This window comes from Pseudomonas sp. B7 (assembly GCF_016735645.1).
Classification (GTDB): Bacteria; Pseudomonadota; Gammaproteobacteria; order Pseudomonadales; family Pseudomonadaceae; genus Aquipseudomonas; species Aquipseudomonas glycinae.
Window position 1 is genome coordinate 44,184 of the sequence record NZ_JAERRE010000014.1, and the last position, 19,793, is coordinate 63,976.

The following is a 19,793-nucleotide window of genomic DNA, read 5'->3' on the forward strand; positions in this document are numbered from 1 at the left end:
GAGCGGCATGGACGACTGATTTCGACATGGCGAGGGCGACGTGTTTAAGCGTTTTTCGAATGGTGTTTAGAAACGCCCGGCATTACTTCCCCACGGCTACAGCGTCTTGCGTCATTGCCTACGACTACGCCAGAATTCGCCGGCTTGTGCGTCTGGGGTGCGGGTTTTATCGTTTCCCGGTCACTGAAAAACAGTGATCGGGTTTGGTAGCCCGGATTACCTGTCGCATCGCAACACCAGATTGCAGGGACTCTTTCGTCCTCGTTTTATGGTGGCCATGCGTAGGGCGTCTTCGGACGCGCCGGGTATCCAGGTGACCGGTCTACCAACCTCCGTATGGCCACCACCCTCGTTTGGTAGCGAGGCTGATGGCTCCACTTTCTCACCCTGGAGTTACATCTATGTTCAAGCCAACACCGAACCCACCGGAAACCGATCCGGTTTCCCCCTACAAATTTCCGGATTCACGGACCCTGAACGAAGCGGCCGAACGCGCACTCGACCACTACCTCACTCCGCAACAACGGATCATGGGCAGCCATCACAAACACGACCCCATGTACCTGGCCAACCCGGCCTACAACACCGAATCCCTCCTGGCCAACGCCAGCGAATCACTGGGGTCGGCCAGCGAAATGCTCAACAACTTTGCGGCGACTCTTGAGCCTGCCCATCGCAAGACGGCGATCGGGATTGCGCAGTTGGTGATGTTAAGTGAGTTGGCGGTGAATCAGGCGCTGGATCATGTTGAGGTGAAGACCTGAAAGCCGACCCCTCTGTCATGACTGATTAGTAGAGGGTCGGAGAAAACGATGTCAGCCGAAGCTGCCAAAATTAATGGCAGCTATCGGCCATTAGCCGACCCGACGTGATTGTAACGTTGGAGCTGACGCTAGGACCTGAAGGAGATTGTAGCAGTAGGCCAAAAACGCCCCCATGAATCGACTAAGCTGAGCGGGGCTTAGCTAGCTCATCGGATGAGATGAGGGAGCTCAGCCTCCAATTCGTCTTGAGTGCGATAATTGCGTAGAACCGATGAATTGCTGTAAAAAAGAGAAGGTATCAAAGGGATGCCAGACTGGGAATCTTATGATCGTAGGTTTTAGCGTTAACGGCTTCAAATCACTAGCCAACTTTAGTCTTGACGAAAAGACGGGACTGGGTAACTTTACTTGCCTCGTTGGATTAAACGGGGCTGGAAAAAGCAGCGTACTTCAACTTCTAGACTTTGCCTCCCACCTAATGCGCGGCGACGTTACCAATTGGCTATCAAAACGCGGCTGGAGCGTTTCGGACTTGCATTCAAAACTGTCCAATAGTTCCAACATCATCATCGGAATAACGGTAAGGGTCAAAAGCGGAAAACTTTTTTCGTGGGTCGGAAGCTTCAACAGGAGCAGCCTTTCCTGCACACTAGAGAGAATATTTGAAGCCGAGGGCGAATATATATTCAATCTTACGAGAGGCCGATATTCCATACTTAACACACAACCATCTAAGATCGAGTTTAACTATGTCGGCTCCATCCTTTCTGCGCTAAAGGATGACGTATTAAGCCCGGAAATAATTGAAGTAAGAAATGCAATATTAAACATTAGATCACTAGAACTCCTATCCCCTCACCTAATGAGAAACTCATCGCGAGAAGCCGCGATAGACATTGGCACCGGTGGAGAAAAGCTTTCTCCGTATCTCTACAATATAAAAGGCAAAGAACGAGAAAAACTCACAGCGCTATTGCGAGAGTTCTACCCTGCCGTACTAGACTTTAAAGTTAAGCAGGAAAGAGCCGGCTGGAAAAAACTATCAATCATTGAAGAATTCAATGGAGAGATTATTGAAACTGAAGCCAAGCACGTTAACGATGGGCTACTCAGGATATTGGCGATTCTTGCTCAAGCGGGATCGGGCAATGCAACACTTCTGTTTGATGAAGTTGAAAATGGAGTTAACCCTGAAATCGTAGAGCGCCTTGTTCATTTACTACAGAATACAGGTCAGCAAGTTATCGTCACCACACATAGTCCCATGATCTTAAATTACTTATCCGATGAAGTAGCTGAGAAATCTGTACATTTTGTGTATCGTACATTTGATGGTGGCACCCGGAGTCGGCCGCTGTTCAGCATTCCGAGAATGCAAAAAAAACTAGCAATAATGGGCCCTGGCGAGGCTTTTGTAGACACAAGCCTAACTAATCTCACTAGTGAATGTGCAAAGCTCGATGCGGATGAAAGCTCTAATTTGGAAAAGGGTGCTATGTGATCGTAGTATGTAGTGGTGAAGGGGTAAGCGATCTCGGGGCATGCATTAATCACGCAGGGTTTTGCCAGGATGAGATGTATAAACTAGGCCCCTTGACATATATCATTGACTACATTATCGAAGAGGTGATGCAGTATAGCCCATTACAGACGCACCTCGGCACCTACAGGTATTACAGCGAAGCATACTTAACACAGCGGCTTGCAGCGAAGAAAAATGAGCGGCGCGGCTTCGTCTTTGCAGGACGTAAACACGGAGTGGAGACTGGGCTTTTCTTTTTCAACGCCTTAATGCTTGGCGAGATATCGAAAGAGTTAGAAGCGGCAGAAGGCGACGTCGCAGTAGCAATACTATTCAGAGATTCCGATGGTACTAACAGCGATCCGAGCGATATCTGGGAGCAAAAAAAAACCTCAATTGAAGAGGGCTTTAGGCGTGCCGAATTCACTAGAGGAGTTCCGATGGTACCGAGGCCAAAATCAGAATCATGGTTCATATGCGCCGCGAAGGAGAATCCATATCAGCATTGCGCTGACTTAGAGGAGCTTTCCGGTAATGATAAATCCCCGAATTCTGCCAAGAAGATGCTTAGCACCATACTTGAAGGGGAAGCTACTAACGAGCGTCTGTTAACTTGGTTAGAAGCCAATGGAATGGACTGCAGAAAACTTGCAGAGGAAATGCCTAGTTTTGCGAAATTTTATGAACGACTAATCAGCGTTTTACACGCGATATAACAAGGATTGGCGGATGCTTGTTTATTTGGCCGACCGTCTTCCTGATCGTCCATATCATCCGCGACCGCTCCTACCGAAAAAATGGGGACGCATATATTTTCGCCCAAGCTGCTATTAAACAAAACGCTCATTCCAGCGCAGTCACCAAGCAGGTTTCGACACCCTCCAACCTCTTGGGCCATTCGTTAATCAGAACGACTGCACCGTCACCTTGATTCAGGTAGATCAGGCAGTCGCCTGTCTCGAAGGCAACTTGAAAGCCGACAAGCCAAACCTCTCCGCCTGCCACTTTATCGACAACACCTTGAACCGCTGTAATGATTTTGCCTTCGAGGAAGAGAGCAGACCTGTTGCGAAGCAGATTTTCCCTACGCCACGAGCAGAAGCTCGCGGCATCAAGTGTGAAGGGAGTGGGAGGTTCCAGATCGGACTCATCAGCTCCAACACATTCCCCATCGCTCAGCAGGTACATCGCAACTTTCTGATGTTCGCCACACCGCCAGAGCAACGGCCCTACGTCAGACAGGCACTTTTCCTCGTTAAAGTAATATTGGTCATGCAATAACTCAGCAAGTCGCTGCCCCTGCAGCAGCTGCGCATTTCTCAAGTCATTCGCCATCCTGTCTCGGGAGGCGGCATAGCGGTTAGACACTGAGCAGTTCCCTATTTATTCGCAATCCAGGCTCTCGGAATCGCCTGACGTCGCCGACAAAATCGCCTGATATCCACCCTCTTCCGGAACATATGAAACGAACTGATTACCCGCGCCCTTCTGCACCCAAAGACGCCCACAGTTCGTGCATTCATAAACATCTAACGTCCGGTGGATGTGGAGGCTCGATAATCGGCTTATCAATTCGTCGGTCGCGTTGACCCAAGGTGCAAACTCACCGAACGCCCCATCGATCACAGCCTTGTCTCCCGACTCGGCAGCAGTCATCAGGGGCTTGAGTTCTTGGTTTACCTCTTCCCAGAATGCATCCTCTACTTCGTCGCGAAGTAAACTCGCCTTGTAGGGCAAGCTGTCAGTCTGATCGACAATCACGTGCCCACATCTGCAACCCAATTTGCTCATTTGCGGCTCAAACCTTTGAGGTTGCCCTCGTCATTAAAAGGCGGACAAGTCTTTGGCGAAAATCTCGATTTGGGCAGGCGTGACCAGCAAGGGAACCTGAGAACACTGCAGCGTCAAACAACACTCTCACGCTGCAAACTGCTCACATGCCCGACACCCGCAGCCTTCAATCGGACCACCAGGTCATCGCGTGCTGCCCGCCCGCCAGCACGAATGTACTCAAGCTCCGACGCGGTGATCAGTACCACCGGAACCATTCTCACAGGGGATAACGGCATGTCATCCAGCCGGGTAGGGAAATCCGGTTCCGGGGCGCCCAGCAAGACACCGGTCGAGTCGTCTTCGGTCACAAAGTGTTTGGGGAATTGATCGCACATGTGATTCGAGAGGCTGAACCCGGGAATTTCAATGGACATCGCACCGTACTTGTCGAGTCCGCGAGTGTAGCCTCCAGCGTCCGCAACCGTTTTGGCAACGTGTTCCACCAGTTCGAATGCCCAGCTGCGCTGGAAAGGATCGACGTCACCCACCGGGCCACGGGCGTGTTCGGGTATATCGGCAGTTTCTACGAACAACTCCATCTCGAAACCATTGCCCATTTCTTCCGCGTCATCGAATGGGTCTGACAGACCTTCCGTGGCGATGATGATTGTGTCGTTACGGCGAACTACCCGGTAGGCCTGACGAGTCGAGGGCCAGTAAGGGCCACCGGAAAAGCTCGGACTGATCATGTAGGCAAGGACATCGCGCTCGATTATGCCGACTGATGCCCAATGACGATCCCGGCACGCTGCGCTGGCCTCTCGGGCAGCCAGATTTGCCGCTTCAGCCTCGGTCATGCTGTCGTAGATATCCTGCTCCTGGACTTCAAGGGGTTGTGATGTGAGCTGGACGTCTTCGGTTTTAGGACGTTTCAATGAAACGAGAAGCTTCTTGAAGAAATTCATGTGCGTTCCTTGCGGGGTTTCGGTTCGCTCCCCATGAAGGGGCGAATCTATTTTCATTAAATGGATCTGTTTTCGAATAGTGGGCACTATGCCTCAAACCGCCCCACCGAAAACAACGAAAGATCCAGCTCACTCTCCCCTCGCAAACACCACTGCGCAAACGCCTCCCCCAACGCCGCCGAGTGTTTGAACCCATGCCCGGAGCACGCCGACACCACCAACGTGTGCTGCAACCGTGGATGCTCATCAATGATGAAATGCCGATCCGGCGTGACGGTGTAGGCGCAAACCGCTGACTTCACTACCCGATCCGTCAGCCCGGCAATGCGCCCCTTCACCTGCTGTTCGTACATCTCGCGTTCTTCCTCGGCCGAGACTGTGCGATCCAGAGTTTCAGGCGTGGACGTGCTGTGATACTGCGCCGTCGCCACTTTCAAACTGCCCTCCCCCGGCAACGCGGGAAACCCATAGAAATCGTCGTCCGGGCCATGAGTGAAGATGAACGTGGGTGAGTGGCCGACCAGTCCTGCGTCGGGCTCGGTTTCGAACCAGAACAGTTTTTGCCGATAGACGCTGAGCAGTCTGTCGAACGGTGCGCCGAGCAAGCCGCCCGCCCAGTTGCCGGCGGTGACCACCAGTTTGGCCGCGCGCACAGTGCGCTGGTCGGTGGTGACGGTGACGCCCTGTTCGTCCGAGCTTATGTGGGTCACGGTCTCGCCCTTGTAGAGCGTGGCGCCGTGTTGTTCGGCCAGTCTGAGTTGCACGTCGATGCAGCGTTCGGGCCTGACGAAACCACCTTCGGGCTCGAAGTAGCCAATGGCGTCGTCGCGCACCTGGGCAAACTGCGGAAAGCGCTGGCGGATCTGGGCAGCGTCGAAGACTTCGTGTTCGATGCCGTAGGTCTGTGCCAGGGCGATGGTGCGCAGGGTGAAGTCGGTTTCGTCGGCGGGGTCGAGGTCGGGACTGGAGGTCAGCACCAGCAGGCCGGACTGTTCGAACAGGGACTCGCCCGACAGCGCTTCCAGTTCGCGCCAGATGCGGTGGGAGTTGCGCACGATGGGCACGTATTGCGCGCCCTCGCCCACGGACAACCGGGTGATGCGGGTGTCCCCATGGCTGGAGCCGAATGTGTGCGGTGGATGGTGGCGGTCGATGCCGACCACGTTGACCCCGGCCTTCGCCATTTGATACACCGTGGCCGCGCCCATGGCGCCGAGGCCGATGACCAGTGCTTCGCATCGTTCCATGATTGATTTCCGCTCAGGCAAAAGAGCCACAGTGAAGCGGATCAGGCGATGGAAAACAATCCGCTGAAAGCCGCACGCTGGCAAAAATGCGGGAAGCGAGCTGATGGGCGTCCCATTTACTGTCAATTAGCCGTCTGTCGGTGCTAGCTGTAGTCAAACGAAATTTGATAGTCGTTGGTACTCAGAGCGATCTGATGTTGAAAGTACGGCTGAATGGTCGCGACCCACTACTCGACGACGTTGAAGCTGCCATTATTGATGTTGCCCTCTACTGGAATGCCTAAGGCATTCAATACTGACTCATTATCCCCCAGATTTCTTGACGACTCCTCGCCCTGGAATTGCAGGGTTGCTGTGTCGTACCACTCCAGTCTCAGTTCCAGTCCCATCTCTTTCTCACAAATATCTTTTTTGACGAAAAAAGGACGGTGGCCCCGTCCCCTTTGCTCTCCGCAGTATCAGTACTTCGCACAGGTGCCCATGAAATACTCCAGACCGCTCGGGAAGCTGACATTCAGCAGGGCTCCCAGTGCCGCTACCTGATCCTCGCGCAGTAACAACTCACCTGGTTCCAGTTCACTCAGGGGCTTGGATTCAATGAGTTGCGCAACTTTTTCATTCATTTCGCTACCGTCGATATCCAACTCGAATTGCAGCGTGTTGTCTTGGACGTCATCGGGATAAAAGCCGGTTATTGAAAGGAAGAGCATCGCTTGTTCCTTCATGAAAAAAAGGCCAAATATATTCTCGTGAATAGATCCGCCCCCTTTACTTTTTCTGTCTATACATTGCATGTCAGTTGGAAATAGAAATTTCGATCCGCAATCGACCTACCGGCAAGCTCTTCGATTGCTTGCATTTGTGGCTGGCTCAAATCATAGCCCTCCCACCCCTGCGGTTCTTCTTTCCAACCCATGATGGCTTTGATTTGCTCATCACATCCCTGTGGCAATTCGATAACGAAAGCCTGGAAGTCTGTCTCGATGTCAAAAGCTTCTACTAAAAATCTCAAGGTTCAATGCTCCTTTTCTTGCCTTTTTTAGATTTTTTATTCTTTTTTGTAGATGTCGGCTCGCCTGTGTTCGGATCGAACTCTCCGAGGTGTTTACCTCTCGCATCATATTTTTCGACCGTACCGTGCATAGAGTCCCACTCAAGAATCAAGCCCTTAGCAGTTTTCCATCTTTTGCGCTTCGCCCCACCACCTTGTACAGACGTTTTACGGCCTACGATTCTTGCATCAGGAAAGGCTGGGAGCACGTCAGGAGCCGGATGGTACTCGTGGTCCCCCGCGTGGATGCTGACAACAATGTATACCGGCTTAACCCCCGACTCTGCCGGAAACACCAAAATGAAATCCCGATACTCCGGCGGATAAACCGGATTAACCAGAATCCCGTCCGCCGCTTTCGTCGGCGGATACACCCAGATATGCGGCGCCTGCGGAGCAGCCTCCAGCGCAGGAATCCCGAGGATGTCGGAACCATCCACGGCAGGCGTCCAGATCAGCTCAACACCGTCACCGAGGTCTGCAACAAACCGGCTATCGCGTGCCGTGAACTGCACGACATCAACCATCTCCCAATCGCGATTCTTGCCGGTATAGAAGCCGTACCCCTTGAGGCTGCCATCGGCCTGCTGTTCAACGCGCAAGCGCACGCGGGTTCGGGCCTGTTTGAGGGCGAGCAACTGGTCTTCGGTGTAAAGCGCGCTATCGCCCAGGTTCGAGGGCATGAACATCGCCACCAGCCCGAGCAACGGGCTGATGACGGCAGCAGAGGCCATCGCGGGCAATGCCTTGAACCCCTCACCGGCAAGGGCGAAAGTGCCCAGCCCCGCAGGAATGGCCGTGCCGCTGATTTTCTTGAGCTCAACCCCACCGCTGTCATCGGCCTCACGGCCACCGAGCAAAATCAGCTCGCCGTAGTCCTTCAGGCTGTCTGTCGGCACCATCCCCGACGGATTTGAGTAATCGATGATCGCGTCCGGCAACCTGCAGGACTTGGCAAACACGCAGCCGGCACGCACCGCATCAGGCTTGTTCGCCGCCACCTCACGGCTACGCTCGAAGGCGTCCTGCCTCGCCAGCATGGCGTCGTACTTGTCTTGTCGGTCTTGCTGATCGGCCAGTTCGGTGGCCGTCATGTAGCGGTAGGTGACGTGATGCCCGTCGCCCGCCGGTGGGTTGGGAACCCGGGGAATGTCCTTTTGAACAGCCACTGATTTGTCCTTTCGTTCATGCATCGGCAACCCCTCGCAAGAGGCCGCACGACGTTAACGAAGCAGGAAAATCGTGGCTGTAGGACGTATCTCTAAAGACGTGGGGATTGTTCGACGTGAACGGATTGCATCTCGGCAACCACCGCCTCGATCACACACAAAGCCGTCGGCGACAAGCTCCTGCCCAGCAAACTCACCACCCCGATTTCAGAGTGAAATCCCGGTCTGTCGACAACATGAAGCTCGATCAAACGCCCCACCCGAATGTCTTCAGCCACGGCGCCATGGATGACGCCGAGGATGGTGTCGGTTGAACCTGCGACGGTCTTGAGCAACGCCACATCATCACACTCCAGCACAATGGGCAGCACCTGGCGGGTCGAGATGCCGAGGGTTCGGCCGGTCTCGAGTTTCACGACTTCGGGCAAGCGCGTCGTGGCGATGCCATAGCCTTCCAGCTCGCCCATCGCCACTTTACGCCCGGCCAGCGGATGCTCCGGACGCACGAAGAAGCCTGCCGAAACCTGGCCCAGCGAGCGGATCAAAAGATCGGATTCGGCCGTGAAGTTACGGATATCGGCAACAAAGAATTCGATCCCTTCAGCGCGCAGCCGCGCTTCGAGAATCTGCCAGTTGTTCACTTCCACACGTAGGGTAACCGCCGGGTGATCCAGGCGCAGTCGCGGCACGACTTGATGCATCAACATGGCCGCCGGGAACGGCCCGACGCCAAAGGCGAGGCTGCCCAGTTGGCGATCGCTGTAGAGCGTCATGTCGCGCTCCAGCGAACGGGCATCGAACAGCAACCGTCGCGCCCGCTCGATCAGAAAGACCCCCGCCGGTGTCGGGCGGACGTCGCCGGTGTCGCGGTCGAACAGGCGCTGCCCGGTTTCGCTTTCCAGCGCCTGAATGCTGCGGCTCAGGGCCGGCTGGCTGAGGTGCACGCGCTCGGCGGCGCGACCGAAATGGCGTTCATCGGCCAGGGCGAGAAGGTGTGACAGTCGTTTGAGGTCCATTCGCCCGATGCTAGCGACGCATTATCCGGATGTAAACAATGCATTGGATACATCGCCGCCCTGCCCCTAGGCTGGAGCGCATTCGACCCTCGGAGAACAACAAGAATGAAACCGACCCTCTACACGATCCTTGCCCTGACGCTGGTGTCCCTCGCCGGCTGCGACAACAAGCCCAGCGTCGCAGCCGGCGACGCCACGCCCGCCACGGCCGCGCTGATCCAGGCGTCGATCAAGGGCCTGGACCTCAGCGACAACCGTGACATGGAAGATGCCCAGCGCGGTTTCATCGCCCGGCCCACCGGCAAGATCCTTGGCGCTGACGGCAATGTCCTGATCGATTTCGATGCGTACCGCTTCGTCGAAGGCCAGGCGCCGACCACCGTCAACCCGAGCCTGTGGCGACACGCGATGCTCAACGCACAGATCGGCCTGTTCAAGGTCCGCGAGGGCATTTACCAGTTGCGTGGTTTCGACATCGCCAACATGACGCTGATCGACGGGCAAACCGGCTGGATCGTGGTCGACCCGCTGACCTCCCGGGAATCCGCCGCCGCAGCGCTGGCCTTCGCTCGCGAGCATCTGGGCAACAAGCCTGTCACCGCGATCATTTTCACCCACGACCATGCCGACCATTTCGGCGGTGTGCTGGGCATCACCTCAAGCAGCGAAGTGGCCCAGCGCAACATTCCCATCGTCGCGCCCGCCGGGTTCATGGAGGAAGCCACCAGCGAAAACATTCTGGCGGGGCCGGCGATGGCGCGGCGTTCGATGTATCAGTTCGGCAAGAACCTGACGCCGGGCGCCACCGGCATTGTCGACACCGGGCTGGGCAAGAACGTTGCGTACGGCAGCATGGGCATCCTGCCGCCAACGCAGATCATCGACCAGCCGATCCAGCCGCTGGTGCTCGACGGCGTCAGCTTCGTGTTCCACAACATGCCCGGCGCGGAGGCCCCGGCCGAGCTGACCTTTTCGATCCCCGCGCTCAAGGCATACGGCGGTGCGGAGCTGCTGACGCAGACCATGCACAACCTGCTGCCGATCCGTGGCGCCAAGGTCCGCGATGCGCTGCGCTGGTCCGACTACATGCAAATCGCCCTCGACGAGCTGGGCGACACCGAGGTCTATTTCGGTCAGCACAACTGGCCGATCTGGGGCAACGAGCGGATCCGCGAATTCATCACCAAACACCGCGACGTCTACAAATACCTGCACGACCAGACCGTGCGCCTGATGAACGCCGGCTACACCCCCAACGAGATCGCCGACAAGATCCAGCTGCCGGATTCGCTGGCCTCGTACTTCGGCACTCGCGGCTATTACGGCGACCTGCGCCACAACGTCAAGGCGATCTACCAGCTGTACCTGGGCGCCTACGACGGCAACCCCGCGCACTTGAATCCGCTGGTGCCCAAGGAGTCGGCAAAGCGCTACGTCGAATTGATGGGAGGTAACGCCAAGGTGGTCGAAGCCGCGCGCGTGGCCTATGACAAGGGCGAATATCGCTGGGTCGCCGAGCTCCTGGATCAGGCCGTGCTGGCCAAACCCGACGACACCGCCGCCAAGGAACTGCTGGCCCGCGCGTACGAACAGATGGGCTATCAGGCGGAATCGGCAACCTGGCGCAACAGTTACCTGACCGCTGCCATGGAGCTGCGCAACGGCCCCCCGGCCAAGGGCGTCAAACGCTCCGACCTGATCGAACTGATGAAGCAGACGCCCACCGAACGCTTCCTCGAAGCCATGGCCGCGAGCCTCGACGGGCCGGCGGCGGATGGCAAGAACTGGACCTTCAATCTGGTGCTGACCGATACGAATGAATCGTTCGTGCTGTGGATCGAGAACGCCGTGCTGCACTACCGAAAAGGCCCGACGGCGGCGAACGCCAACGCAACGCTGAGTGTCACCAAGGACCTGTTCGTCCAACTGCTGGGCGGCACCGCCGGGCTGAAGGAGGCATTCACCTCCGATGATCTGAAGGTGGATGGCAGCAAGGTCGATCTCGTGAGATTTCTGGGGCTGTTGGAAAAGGCGCCGGGGAATTTTGCGATAGTCGCCCGGGCAGGAAACTGATTCGCCGAGGCCATCGATGACCGGAACAGCGGTCGATGGCCTCTGGACGTTTACCCAAGAAAAATCCAATGAAAACCGGAGGCTCGGGCAAAGTTTTCCATTGGGTTTTTCCGCATCCTGCGCAACCTGATCGCCGCGAAGCCATCCAGCGTATGGACGTAGAACCTGCACCCGAGCGAAACCCCGAATCCATCGTTTTCATCATTGATGATGACGCTCCTCTGCGTGAGGCGCTTGGCAGCCTGTTACGCTCCATCGGCCTGCGGGTCGAGCTGTTCGGATCGGTCGCCGACTTCATGCAATACCAGCGACCTGACCTGCCCAGTTGCCTGGTGCTGGATGTGCGATTGCAAGGCACCAGCGGGCTGGTCTTTCAGCAGGCGCTCGCCGACGCCAACATCCATCTGCCGATCATTTTCATGACCGGGTACGGCGACATCGCCATGACCGTTCGCGCCATGAAAGCCGGTGCCGTCGATTTCCTGGAAAAACCGTTTCGCGAGCAGGCCATGATCGACGCCGTGGTCGCCGCGCATACGCGGGACAGGTCGCGCCGCGAGTACGAACTCCGCCATCATGAATTGCGCACACGCCATGGGACACTCACGGTCAGAGAGCAAGCGGTGATGGCGCTGGCCGTCTCGGGTCTGATAAACAAGCAGATCGCCAGTGCCATCGGCCTGAGCGAGATCACCGTGAAAATTCACCGCAGCCAGGCCATGCGCAAGATGCGCGCGCAGTCGTTTGCCGATCTGGTTCGAATGGCAGAAAGTCTGGGTATCAACCATTAGATTTAACGCCCAAATGCGGCGCACATTACTAGTCGTTTATATACGTTGGTATGACTTCTCCATACGCTGGCAGGATAAAACCAAACTTATGCAACATGGTTGATCCCTACCGCCAACAGTAAAATCCCTCCATCAAATGCGATGGCCGGCAAAGTTATTGACTTCGCGATTTCCTCGCGCGCCGACACTTATCGATCCACTCATTGACTCAGGGATGACTGATCAACATGTATGACTTTTTTGAAGACTCGTACCGCGTGCTGAAGTTGTCCCACGTGTTGCTGGTCGGTGGCCTGGGCATGTTGATGGTGGGGATTTTCCTGGCTTATCTGTTTGATGATCACTTGAACCTGCCCACGCTGGTCGGCGCGCACGGGATGACGATCCTCGGGCCGACCGCGATCAAGCTGGGCTACGTCATGCGCTTGATTGCGTACAACCGTATTCGCCTGGCAGCACAGGAACATGGAGTTTCCCATTAGAAGTATTCGATTGAATTCAAACCTGTCTGGTTGCAACCGGAAGTTCATTAACGAAGTCCCACTACGACTCAGGATGATCACGATGAAAACTATTGGATTGGTATTACCCGTCGCCATTGTTTCAGCCACCTGGATAGTTGCCACTCATGCATTCGGGGCAAGCTGCCTGCCTGATATGCCGGTTGCTAACAGACAGGAAACCAGTGCTCCGGATTCAGAAACTTCATCAGTGCAACAGCACCGGGCCAGAAAGGCGCCGACCCAGATTGCCGAAGGGGGGGCGGATCGGCTGATGGAGCGTCGTGTTGCCGAGGGCGGATCCGACCGACTGATCGAACGCCGCGTCGCCGAAGGTGGCTCCGATCGCCTGATCGAACGCCGCGTCGCCGAAGGTGGCTCCGATCGCCTGATCGAACGTCGCGTCGCCGAAGGTGGCTCCGATCGCCTGATCGAACGCCGTGTTGCCGAAGGAGGCTCAGATCGCCTGATCGAACGCCGGGTAGCCAGCAATCAGTACGATGCCGCGATGAACATGCGAATGCATTTTTCGATGGATTGATTGGCTGACTGAGCCCTTACTCCGGCAACCCCGCCAACCGCAAACCTTCGGCAAACCGGGCAACGTCTTCAGGCCGTTGAATGGGCAGCCACGCGCCCAGGCTGGACACCCGCAACGTCGGGTCCAGCTGACGCAGCCGTTCCATGGCCTGCTTGGCTTTGTCGGTTCGCCCATTGAGCGCGTGGCTGGCGGCGATCAGGGCCGCCGCTACCAGCAGACTGGGCAGGTTTCCCTGCGCTTTCTCGGCCCAGGAAACCGAACATTCGAAGCGACCGGCGAAGAAGTGCGCCAACGCCATCCCGACCTGCATGCGGAACATTTCCGGGTCCACAGGGCTCAGGCGCACGGCATGCTCGAGGTTGGCAATGGCGGCTTCGGTTTCGCCATCCAAGGCGCGCAGGATACCGCCGAGATACCAGGCCGGCGCCAGATTGGGGTTGAGCACTCGAGCCCGATCCAGCAAAGCAATGCCACAATCGACATCCCCGGTCAGATGGGCCAGGGCATGACCGCAGCGGGTCAGCGCCACGGCGTCATCGCGCCCCAGTTCCACGCCCATGCGCGCCAGCCGCGCACCTTCGGCGACGTCCCGGGGCCGGTCGGTCATCCAGCCGTTGAGCTTGCGCCAGAAGTGGCACCACGCGGCCATGCCGTATGCCGAGGCGAATTCCGGATCCAGCTCGATTGCCCGGTAGAACAGCGCCAGCGCCTGTTCGATCGCCTCACGGGTGCCGATGTGCAGCTTGGCCGTCCCTCGCAGGTAGTAATCGTAGGCATCGAGGCTGTCGGTGGGCTTGCGCTTGGCCCGCTCGATTTCCGCGCGTTCAAGCTGCGGCGCAATGGCGCCCACTACGCTCTCGGCCACTTGATCCTGGAGTTCGAAAATATCGTCGAGCAGGCCTTCGAAGCGCTCGGCCCACAGGTGCGTGCCGCTGCACGCATCAATCAACTGGCCGGTGATGCGGATCTTGTTGCCGCTCTTGCGCACGCTGCCTTCCAGCACGTAACGCACACCCAGTTCCTGACCGACGCCCCGCGCGTCGACCGCTCTGCCCTTGTAGGTGAAGCTGGAGTTGCGGGCGATGACGAACAGCCAACGCAGGCGCGACAACGCGGTGATGATGTCTTCGACGATGCCGTCGGCGAAGTAGTCCTGCTCGGGGTCTCCACTGAGGTTCTGGAACGGCAGGACGGTGATCGAAGGTTTTTCCGGCAGGACAAGTGTCGCGGCCACCTCGGGTTTCGCAGGCGCTTCCGGTGCATTGACGGGGCTGTCGCACGGGCTGATTTCGCCGACGAAGCGATAGCCCTTGCGCGGCACCGTACGCACCAGGCGCTGCTGCTCGCCGGTGTCGCCGATGGCCTTGCGCACAGCGTTGATGTGGCTGGTGATGGTCGATTCGGAAACGATCCGGCCACTCCATACGGCGCTCAACAGTTCGTCCTTGCTCACCACCCGCTCGCGGTTGCTGACCAATAGCAGCAGCAAGTCGAAGACCTGCGGCCCGACCGTCACGACTTGCCCGCGCCAGGTCAGTTCCCGGCGCTGCGGGTCGAGCACGTAGTCTTCAAACACGAATTGCACGGTGGCTGTTCTCTGGTCTGGCGCCCCCCGACGCCGTGTCCGGGCAGGCGATTGTTTTGCGCTCGATCATACGGCAGACCTCGGGCGGTCGCACCCGTCTGCACACTGGTCTACGCATCTGCCGACGGATTGGCCTGTCTGGACAAAAAACCAAGACAAATCCAAGGTCATCACAAGGATTTGCCAGAGCGTCACAGGCAAGCTCAACCCACATCGACAGCAACGGTTGCCGTCGGCCAGTGGAGAGATGCCATGAAGATCGTCGTTATCGGAGGCACCGGCCTCATCGGATCGAAACTTGTGAACAATCTGCGCGAACGCGGCCACGATGCACTCGCCGCCTCGCCTAACACCGGCGTCAACAGCATCACCCGCGAAGGTCTGGCCGAAGCGATGGACGGTGCCCAGGTGGTGGTCGATGTGTCCAACGCGCCGTCGTGGGAAGACCAGGCCGTGCTCGATTTCTTCGAAACCTCCACCCGTAATCTGCTCGCCGCCGAAGCCGCCGCCGGGGTTCGCCATCACGTGGCGCTGTCGATCGTCGGCAGTGAGCGCCTGCCGGCCAACGGTTATTTCCGCGCCAAGGTCGCGCAGGAGAACATGATCAAGGCATCGGGCATTCCGTACAGCCTGCTGCGGGCGACGCAGTTCTTCGAATTCGTCGGCGGCATTGCCCAATCCGCTACCGTCGGCGACGAAGTGCGCCTGTCGCCGGCATTGATCCAGCCCATGGCCTCTGACGATGTGGCCGCTGCACTCACCGACGTGGCACTGGCCGCGCCGATCAACGGCACGCAGGAAATTGCCGGCCCCGAAGCCATGCCCCTCGACGAGTTAGTCCGGCGTTTTTTCCGCGCTACCGACGACACCCGCAAAGTGATCCCGGACGTCCACGCCCGTTACTTCGGCGATGTGCTCGACGACCAGTCGCTCACCCCCGGCAGCAGCAACCCGCGCCTGGGTCCAACGCGCTTTGAAGACTGGCTGGCGAAATCGACCCAGCGCTGAAACACCCCACCTGTTTGAAGGAGTATCGCCATGTTCAGCCGAATCCTGCTGGCCGCCACGTTTGCGGCCGTTTCGATTTCATCCGCCTCGGCCGCCGAGCCGCAGGCAGGCAAGGTTACCGTGGTGTTCGACCGCGCCCTGCCGAACGTTCCGGGTAAATCCATGAAGGGCGTGCTGGTGGAATACGCACCCGGTGGTTCTTCGCCGGCACACTTTCATCCGAAGTCCGCGTTCATCTACGCCACGGTGCTTGAGGGCGCCGTGCGCAGCAAGGTCGGCGACGGGCCGGAGAAGGTCTACAAGGCCGGGGAAAACTTCGTCGAACAACCGGGTGATTTCCACGCGGTGAGCGCCAATGCCAGCACTACTGAACCGTCCCGTCTGCTGGCGGTGTTCGTGCTCGACAGCAACGAGACCGTCCTGGTCAAACCGGTCAAGCCGTAACCGATCCATACGCCAATCCGCCTCCGGCAGCGTGGCTGCCGGAGAGTACCGCTACGGGGCGCGTTCAAGGTCGGCGTTGCAAAACATGCCCGATCAAAGCATTGATCTTTCGCCCCACACCCAGTAAAAAACCGTCTTCCCTTCCCACCCTTGCAAGGAGCAGCGGATGCTCGAGCTCACCACGCAACGCCTGGATCTGCGCACGATGGTCGAATCCGACTGGCCGCTGTTTCTCCGGCTGCATTCCGAGCCGCAAACCATGCAGTACGTGTTCGGTGAAATCGCCGAGGAACAGGTGCGCAAAGGCTTCGAACACAGGCTTCCGGCCTGGGGGCCGCAGTCGGATCACTGGTTGTGTCTGGTGGTGACCGACAGGGCCAGCGGGCAGGAACTGGGCGTGACCGGATTCCGCATCCTGTCGCCGGGGCATGCCGAGGTGGGTTGCCTGCTGTTGCCCGAGCATCAGGGCAAAGGCTTTGGCACCGAGTCGCGGCAGGCGATCATCGACTATGCCGCCGCCATCGGCCTGGACTCGTTGGAGTCGACCGTGACCGACGGTAATATCGCCTCCTGCAAGGTCTTGGAGAAATGCGGTTTTGTATTCGAGCGCCGCGTGCCGCAGGCCTATCAGATTGGAGATCGGTGGTTTGACGACCTGATCTACCGCTATCAAATCAGCTGACCCCGTTTTATCAGCGACCGCCAAGGAGGCCCTCGTCGTGAATCCTTATCAATGCCTGCCACCCCGCGCTTTCTGGCGCACCGCCGTGGCCGACAAGCCCGCGCTGAACATCGATCAACTGTGGACGCCGCAGTTCGAGATCGGCAACGAGGACGCCATCGTCACCGCCGGCTCGTGTTTCGCCCAGCACATCGGCCGCGCGCTGGTGGAGCGCGGCATGAACTGGCTGGATGCGGAACCGGCCCCGGCCGAATTGCCCGAAGCCGACTGGAAGGCCCATAACTACGGGGTGTTCTCGTTCCGCACCGGCAACCTGTACACCCCGGCGATGTTGTGCCAATGGCTGGAATGGGCGTTGGGTGTGAGCCTGCCACCCGACGAAACCTGGGCCCATGACGGCCGTTTCTTCGACCCGTTCCGCCCCGCCGTGGAGCCCGACGGCTTTGCCAGCGAGGACGCGCTGTTCGCCTCGCGCGAAGCCACCCTCGACGCGATTCGCACCGTCCTGCGCCGAGCCAAAGTGTTCGTGTTTACCCTCGGCCTGACCGAAGCCTGGCAGAACCGCCAGACCGGTCTGGTGTATCCCGTGTGCCCCGGCACCGTGCGGGGGACCTTCGATCCGCAGCTGCACCGCTTCTGCAATTTCGGTTTCATGGACACCTATGGCGACATGGTAAGGGCGCTGGAGTTGATGCGTTCGATCAACCCGCAACTGCGTGTTCTGCTCACCGTGTCACCGGTACCCCTGACGGCGACGGCCACGGGCGAACATGTGCTGAGCGCCACCACCTATTCCAAATCGGTCCTGCGCGCCGTCGCCGGGCAGCTGTGTGAAGACCTGCACGACGTCGACTATTTCCCTTCTTACGAGATCATCACCGGTACACCGTTCAAGGGTGCGTTCTACCAGCCCAACCAGCGCGAGGTCACGCCCGAAGGCGTGGCGTTCGTCATGCAGCAGTTTTTCGCCGGGCTCGATGCGGTTCAACCGCTGCACACGCCGGCCAGCGTTCCCTCTACCTGCGTATCCAGCAAGGAGCTTGTCTGTGAAGACGCCGTGCTCGATTACTACGCCTAGGTTTCTGCTGCTGGGCGACTCCCATGCCGGCGTCATCGGCAAGGCGGCGCAAGCCCGCGAGTTGCCGTTCAGCGGCGGCCCGCTGGGCACCGGCCGGGATTTCGCGGTGGATTTTTTCAGCCTGACCCGCCATGACGTGCTGTTTCGCGAGGCCGAGATGGAGCGCCTGTATCGCCAGGCCCTTGAGCCGTTCGAAGTGCCGCAACTGGCGAAGGTCGGGGTGCCGCTGGTCAGCACCATTGGCCTGAGCCTGCACTACCTCGCGACCGCGCCGAACTGGACGTGTTACCAGACACCCGACGGCGAATTCGACGAAGGTTTTCTCGCAGGTCCCCTGTTCGAATCCATTGTCGACACCTTGTCCCGACCTGCGCTGGCGTTCTATGAACAGGCCCGGGCAATGAACCTCAAGGTGTTCGCCGTATTGCCGCCGCAGCGGGTGCCGGAGTTGTCCGATTCGCGGGTGTTCATGGCAGCGCAGGCGCTGCTGATCGAGCGCCTGCAAGGGCTCGGCATCGAGCTGATCGACGTGCGCGCAGCGGCGAACGATGAGCAGGGTTTTCAGCTTCCGGCGTACTGCGAAGTGGATGACCCGCTGCACGGGAATCTGGCGTTTGGCGAGTTGATCGTCGATCAACTGCTCAATCGAGGAATTTAGACCGGGACCTGTGGGAGCGAGCTTGCTCACTCCCACAGGGGGTCATCACGCCTTGGGCTGCGTCCCCAGAATCGTCACCCGCTCGCCATACCGCGAGTGCGGGAAATAATCCCAGACCGCATGGTGTTGGGTGCAGCGGTTATCCCAGAACACCAGGCTGTTCGGCGTCCAACGCACGCGACAACTCAAAACCGGCTCTCGGGCCACCAGATCGAACAGCATGTTCAACAGCACCTGGCTTTCACCGCCGGACAACTGGACGATGTGCGACGTGAACCCGGAATTGACGAACAGCGATTTGCGCCCGGTTTCCGGGTGGCGAACCACCACCGGGTGTTCGGTTTTCGGCAGGTTGGCCGGCGCCTCATAACCCTTCCATGGGATCGCGCCGTCGTGGATCGCCGTCAGTTCGCCGAGAAACTGCTGCATCGTCGGCGAGAGCATTTCCAGCGCCAGGTGCATGTTGGCGAACAACGTATCGCCGCCCGTGCCGATGGCCGGGGTTTCCTTGACGTACAGCATCGACCCCATGGACGGCGCCAGGTCGGCGGTGCCGTCGGTGTGCCAGGTTTCGCCGGCCACGTAGCGCGATTGCGCATTGGCGCGGATCACCACCAGCTCCGGGTCATCGCCGTCGATGTCCTCCACCGGCAGCGCCCTCAACTCACCGAACAGCCGGCCAAACGCCTTGTGCTCGTGCACCGTCAGGTGCTGATCGCGGAACACCACCACGTGGTTCTCCAGAAAGGCCCGGCGGATTTCTGCGAGCTGTTCGTCGCTCAACGGTTGCGAAAGATCGACGCCGCCGATCTCGGCGCCGATGATCGGCGTGATTCGCTCAACCGTGATGTGCTGATACGGCGCACGCCGTTCGGCGGCGATAAGCTCGATTGCCTTGAGTGCCAACTGATCCATGTTCCCTCACC

General features: G+C 58.3%; 22 protein-coding genes and 1 pseudogene. 12 read left to right on the forward strand and 11 right to left on the reverse strand.

Annotated elements, in window-relative coordinates; all coding sequences use genetic code 11:
* Positions 1–401: 401 nt before the first annotated feature.
* The 3 genes from JKA62_RS26170 (at position 402) to JKA62_RS26180 (ending at position 3,002) form a co-directional block, all read left to right on the forward strand.
* On the forward strand, positions 402–764 hold the full coding sequence (locus JKA62_RS26170; RefSeq protein WP_011333718.1) for a DUF6124 family protein: 363 nt from the start codon (positions 402–404) through the stop codon (positions 762–764).
* A 325-nt stretch (positions 765–1,089) separates the two neighbouring features.
* Positions 1,090–2,265: an AAA family ATPase gene (locus JKA62_RS26175; protein WP_041475221.1), complete on the forward strand. Its 1,176-nt coding sequence runs from the start codon at positions 1,090–1,092 to the stop codon at positions 2,263–2,265.
* Positions 2,262–3,002 (forward strand): hypothetical protein, encoded by a 741-nt coding sequence (locus JKA62_RS26180; protein ID WP_011333716.1) that lies wholly within the window; start codon positions 2,262–2,264, stop codon positions 3,000–3,002. The genes JKA62_RS26175 and JKA62_RS26180 overlap by 4 nt, the downstream gene beginning before the upstream one ends.
* A gap of 127 nt (positions 3,003–3,129) precedes the next feature.
* Here JKA62_RS26180 and JKA62_RS26185 read toward each other — a convergent pair whose 3' ends face one another.
* The 9 genes and pseudogenes from JKA62_RS26185 to JKA62_RS26225 form a co-directional block, all read right to left on the reverse strand.
* Entirely contained in the window at positions 3,130–3,654 is a 525-nt protein-coding gene (locus tag JKA62_RS26185) for a hypothetical protein (protein ID WP_011333715.1), read from the reverse strand.
* Positions 3,655–3,669: 15 nt separating this feature from the next.
* Positions 3,670–4,047, reverse strand: coding sequence for a hypothetical protein (locus tag JKA62_RS26190; RefSeq protein WP_258399131.1), 378 nt, complete (start codon positions 4,045–4,047; stop codon positions 3,670–3,672).
* A gap of 143 nt (positions 4,048–4,190) precedes the next feature.
* Complete coding sequence (locus JKA62_RS26195) at positions 4,191–5,024, reverse strand: suppressor of fused domain protein (RefSeq protein ID WP_011333713.1); 834 nt, start codon at positions 5,022–5,024, stop codon at positions 4,191–4,193.
* Positions 5,025–5,110: 86 nt separating this feature from the next.
* The gene (gene solA, locus JKA62_RS26200; protein ID WP_011333712.1) at positions 5,111–6,271 is read right to left on the reverse strand and encodes an N-methyl-L-tryptophan oxidase; all 1,161 of its coding nucleotides are present in this window, start codon (positions 6,269–6,271) and stop codon (positions 5,111–5,113) included.
* Positions 6,272–6,414: 143 nt separating this feature from the next.
* Positions 6,415–6,660, reverse strand: a pseudogene (locus JKA62_RS26205) (colicin E3-like toxin immunity protein).
* Positions 6,661–6,729: 69 nt separating this feature from the next.
* A complete protein-coding gene (locus tag JKA62_RS26210; protein ID WP_011333710.1) occupies positions 6,730–6,981 on the reverse strand; it encodes a pyocin S6 family toxin immunity protein in 252 nt (83 codons plus the stop codon).
* Positions 6,982–7,052: 71 nt separating this feature from the next.
* A complete protein-coding gene (locus JKA62_RS26215) occupies positions 7,053–7,283 on the reverse strand; it encodes a DUF7683 domain-containing protein (RefSeq protein WP_041475220.1) in 231 nt (76 codons plus the stop codon).
* Positions 7,280–8,491 carry a colicin E3/pyocin S6 family cytotoxin gene (locus JKA62_RS26220; RefSeq protein ID WP_041475219.1) on the reverse strand — a complete coding sequence of 404 codons (1,212 nt, stop codon included), beginning with the start codon at positions 8,489–8,491 and terminating at the stop codon, positions 7,280–7,282. Before JKA62_RS26220 ends, JKA62_RS26215 begins: the two co-directional genes overlap by 4 nt.
* 92 nt (positions 8,492–8,583) lie before the next feature.
* The gene (locus JKA62_RS26225; protein ID WP_011333708.1) at positions 8,584–9,507 is read right to left on the reverse strand and encodes a LysR family transcriptional regulator; all 924 of its coding nucleotides are present in this window, start codon (positions 9,505–9,507) and stop codon (positions 8,584–8,586) included.
* A 105-nt stretch (positions 9,508–9,612) separates the two neighbouring features.
* On the opposite strand from JKA62_RS26225, the gene JKA62_RS26230 reads away from it, so the two are divergent.
* From JKA62_RS26230 to JKA62_RS26245, 4 genes are all read left to right on the forward strand, one after another.
* On the forward strand, positions 9,613–11,580 hold the full coding sequence (locus JKA62_RS26230) for an alkyl/aryl-sulfatase (protein WP_201820173.1): 1,968 nt from the start codon (positions 9,613–9,615) through the stop codon (positions 11,578–11,580).
* Positions 11,581–11,732: 152 nt separating this feature from the next.
* Positions 11,733–12,371, forward strand: coding sequence for a response regulator transcription factor (locus JKA62_RS26235; protein WP_011333706.1), 639 nt, complete (start codon positions 11,733–11,735; stop codon positions 12,369–12,371).
* Positions 12,372–12,598: 227 nt separating this feature from the next.
* Complete coding sequence (locus JKA62_RS26240; RefSeq protein ID WP_011333705.1) at positions 12,599–12,853, forward strand: hypothetical protein; 255 nt, start codon at positions 12,599–12,601, stop codon at positions 12,851–12,853.
* Positions 12,854–12,935: 82 nt separating this feature from the next.
* The gene (locus JKA62_RS26245) at positions 12,936–13,412 is read left to right on the forward strand and encodes a phage infection protein (RefSeq protein WP_236676671.1); all 477 of its coding nucleotides are present in this window, start codon (positions 12,936–12,938) and stop codon (positions 13,410–13,412) included.
* 16 nt (positions 13,413–13,428) lie between these two features.
* Here JKA62_RS26245 and JKA62_RS26250 read toward each other — a convergent pair whose 3' ends face one another.
* The gene (locus tag JKA62_RS26250) at positions 13,429–14,997 is read right to left on the reverse strand and encodes a winged helix-turn-helix domain-containing tetratricopeptide repeat protein (protein ID WP_201820176.1); all 1,569 of its coding nucleotides are present in this window, start codon (positions 14,995–14,997) and stop codon (positions 13,429–13,431) included.
* Between the two features lie 252 nt (positions 14,998–15,249).
* On the opposite strand from JKA62_RS26250, the gene JKA62_RS26255 reads away from it, so the two are divergent.
* The 5 genes from JKA62_RS26255 to JKA62_RS26275 all read left to right on the forward strand — a co-directional run bounded on the left by JKA62_RS26255 (position 15,250) and on the right by JKA62_RS26275 (position 18,867).
* The gene (locus JKA62_RS26255; protein ID WP_201820179.1) at positions 15,250–16,005 is read left to right on the forward strand and encodes an SDR family oxidoreductase; all 756 of its coding nucleotides are present in this window, start codon (positions 15,250–15,252) and stop codon (positions 16,003–16,005) included.
* A 30-nt stretch (positions 16,006–16,035) separates the two neighbouring features.
* On the forward strand, positions 16,036–16,449 hold the full coding sequence (locus JKA62_RS26260; protein WP_201820181.1) for a cupin domain-containing protein: 414 nt from the start codon (positions 16,036–16,038) through the stop codon (positions 16,447–16,449).
* Positions 16,450–16,615: 166 nt separating this feature from the next.
* On the forward strand, positions 16,616–17,131 hold the full coding sequence (locus JKA62_RS26265) for a GNAT family N-acetyltransferase (protein WP_064382008.1): 516 nt from the start codon (positions 16,616–16,618) through the stop codon (positions 17,129–17,131).
* Positions 17,132–17,168: 37 nt separating this feature from the next.
* Positions 17,169–18,209 carry a GSCFA domain-containing protein gene (locus tag JKA62_RS26270; RefSeq protein WP_201820184.1) on the forward strand — a complete coding sequence of 347 codons (1,041 nt, stop codon included), beginning with the start codon at positions 17,169–17,171 and terminating at the stop codon, positions 18,207–18,209.
* Entirely contained in the window at positions 18,178–18,867 is a 690-nt protein-coding gene (locus JKA62_RS26275) for a hypothetical protein (protein WP_285358571.1), read from the forward strand. Before JKA62_RS26270 ends, JKA62_RS26275 begins: the two co-directional genes overlap by 32 nt.
* A 45-nt stretch (positions 18,868–18,912) precedes the next feature.
* Here JKA62_RS26275 and JKA62_RS26280 read toward each other — a convergent pair whose 3' ends face one another.
* Entirely contained in the window at positions 18,913–19,782 is an 870-nt protein-coding gene (locus JKA62_RS26280; RefSeq protein WP_201820187.1) for a TauD/TfdA dioxygenase family protein, read from the reverse strand.
* Positions 19,783–19,793 lie beyond the last annotated feature (11 nt).

Bases quoted from the DNA above. Each gene is read 5' to 3' on its own strand.
- JKA62_RS26170 (WP_011333718.1), top strand. From the start codon at position 402: ATGTTCAAGCCAACACCGAACCCACCGGAAACCGATCCGGTTTCCCCC.
- JKA62_RS26175 (WP_041475221.1), top strand. From the start codon at position 1,090: ATGATCGTAGGTTTTAGCGTTAACGGCTTCAAATCACTAGCCAACTTT.
- JKA62_RS26195 (WP_011333713.1), bottom strand. From the start codon at position 5,024: ATGAATTTCTTCAAGAAGCTTCTCGTTTCATTGAAACGTCCTAAAACC.
- solA (WP_011333712.1), bottom strand. From the start codon at position 6,271: ATGGAACGATGCGAAGCACTGGTCATCGGCCTCGGCGCCATGGGCGCG.
- JKA62_RS26210 (WP_011333710.1), bottom strand. From the start codon at position 6,981: ATGCTCTTCCTTTCAATAACCGGCTTTTATCCCGATGACGTCCAAGAC.
- JKA62_RS26225 (WP_011333708.1), bottom strand. From the start codon at position 9,507: ATGGACCTCAAACGACTGTCACACCTTCTCGCCCTGGCCGATGAACGC.
- JKA62_RS26230 (WP_201820173.1), top strand. From the start codon at position 9,613: ATGAAACCGACCCTCTACACGATCCTTGCCCTGACGCTGGTGTCCCTC.
- JKA62_RS26235 (WP_011333706.1), top strand. From the start codon at position 11,733: ATGGACGTAGAACCTGCACCCGAGCGAAACCCCGAATCCATCGTTTTC.
- JKA62_RS26240 (WP_011333705.1), top strand. From the start codon at position 12,599: ATGTATGACTTTTTTGAAGACTCGTACCGCGTGCTGAAGTTGTCCCAC.
- JKA62_RS26245 (WP_236676671.1), top strand. From the start codon at position 12,936: ATGAAAACTATTGGATTGGTATTACCCGTCGCCATTGTTTCAGCCACC.
- JKA62_RS26255 (WP_201820179.1), top strand. From the start codon at position 15,250: ATGAAGATCGTCGTTATCGGAGGCACCGGCCTCATCGGATCGAAACTT.
- JKA62_RS26260 (WP_201820181.1), top strand. From the start codon at position 16,036: ATGTTCAGCCGAATCCTGCTGGCCGCCACGTTTGCGGCCGTTTCGATT.
- JKA62_RS26265 (WP_064382008.1), top strand. From the start codon at position 16,616: ATGCTCGAGCTCACCACGCAACGCCTGGATCTGCGCACGATGGTCGAA.
- JKA62_RS26280 (WP_201820187.1), bottom strand. From the start codon at position 19,782: ATGGATCAGTTGGCACTCAAGGCAATCGAGCTTATCGCCGCCGAACGG.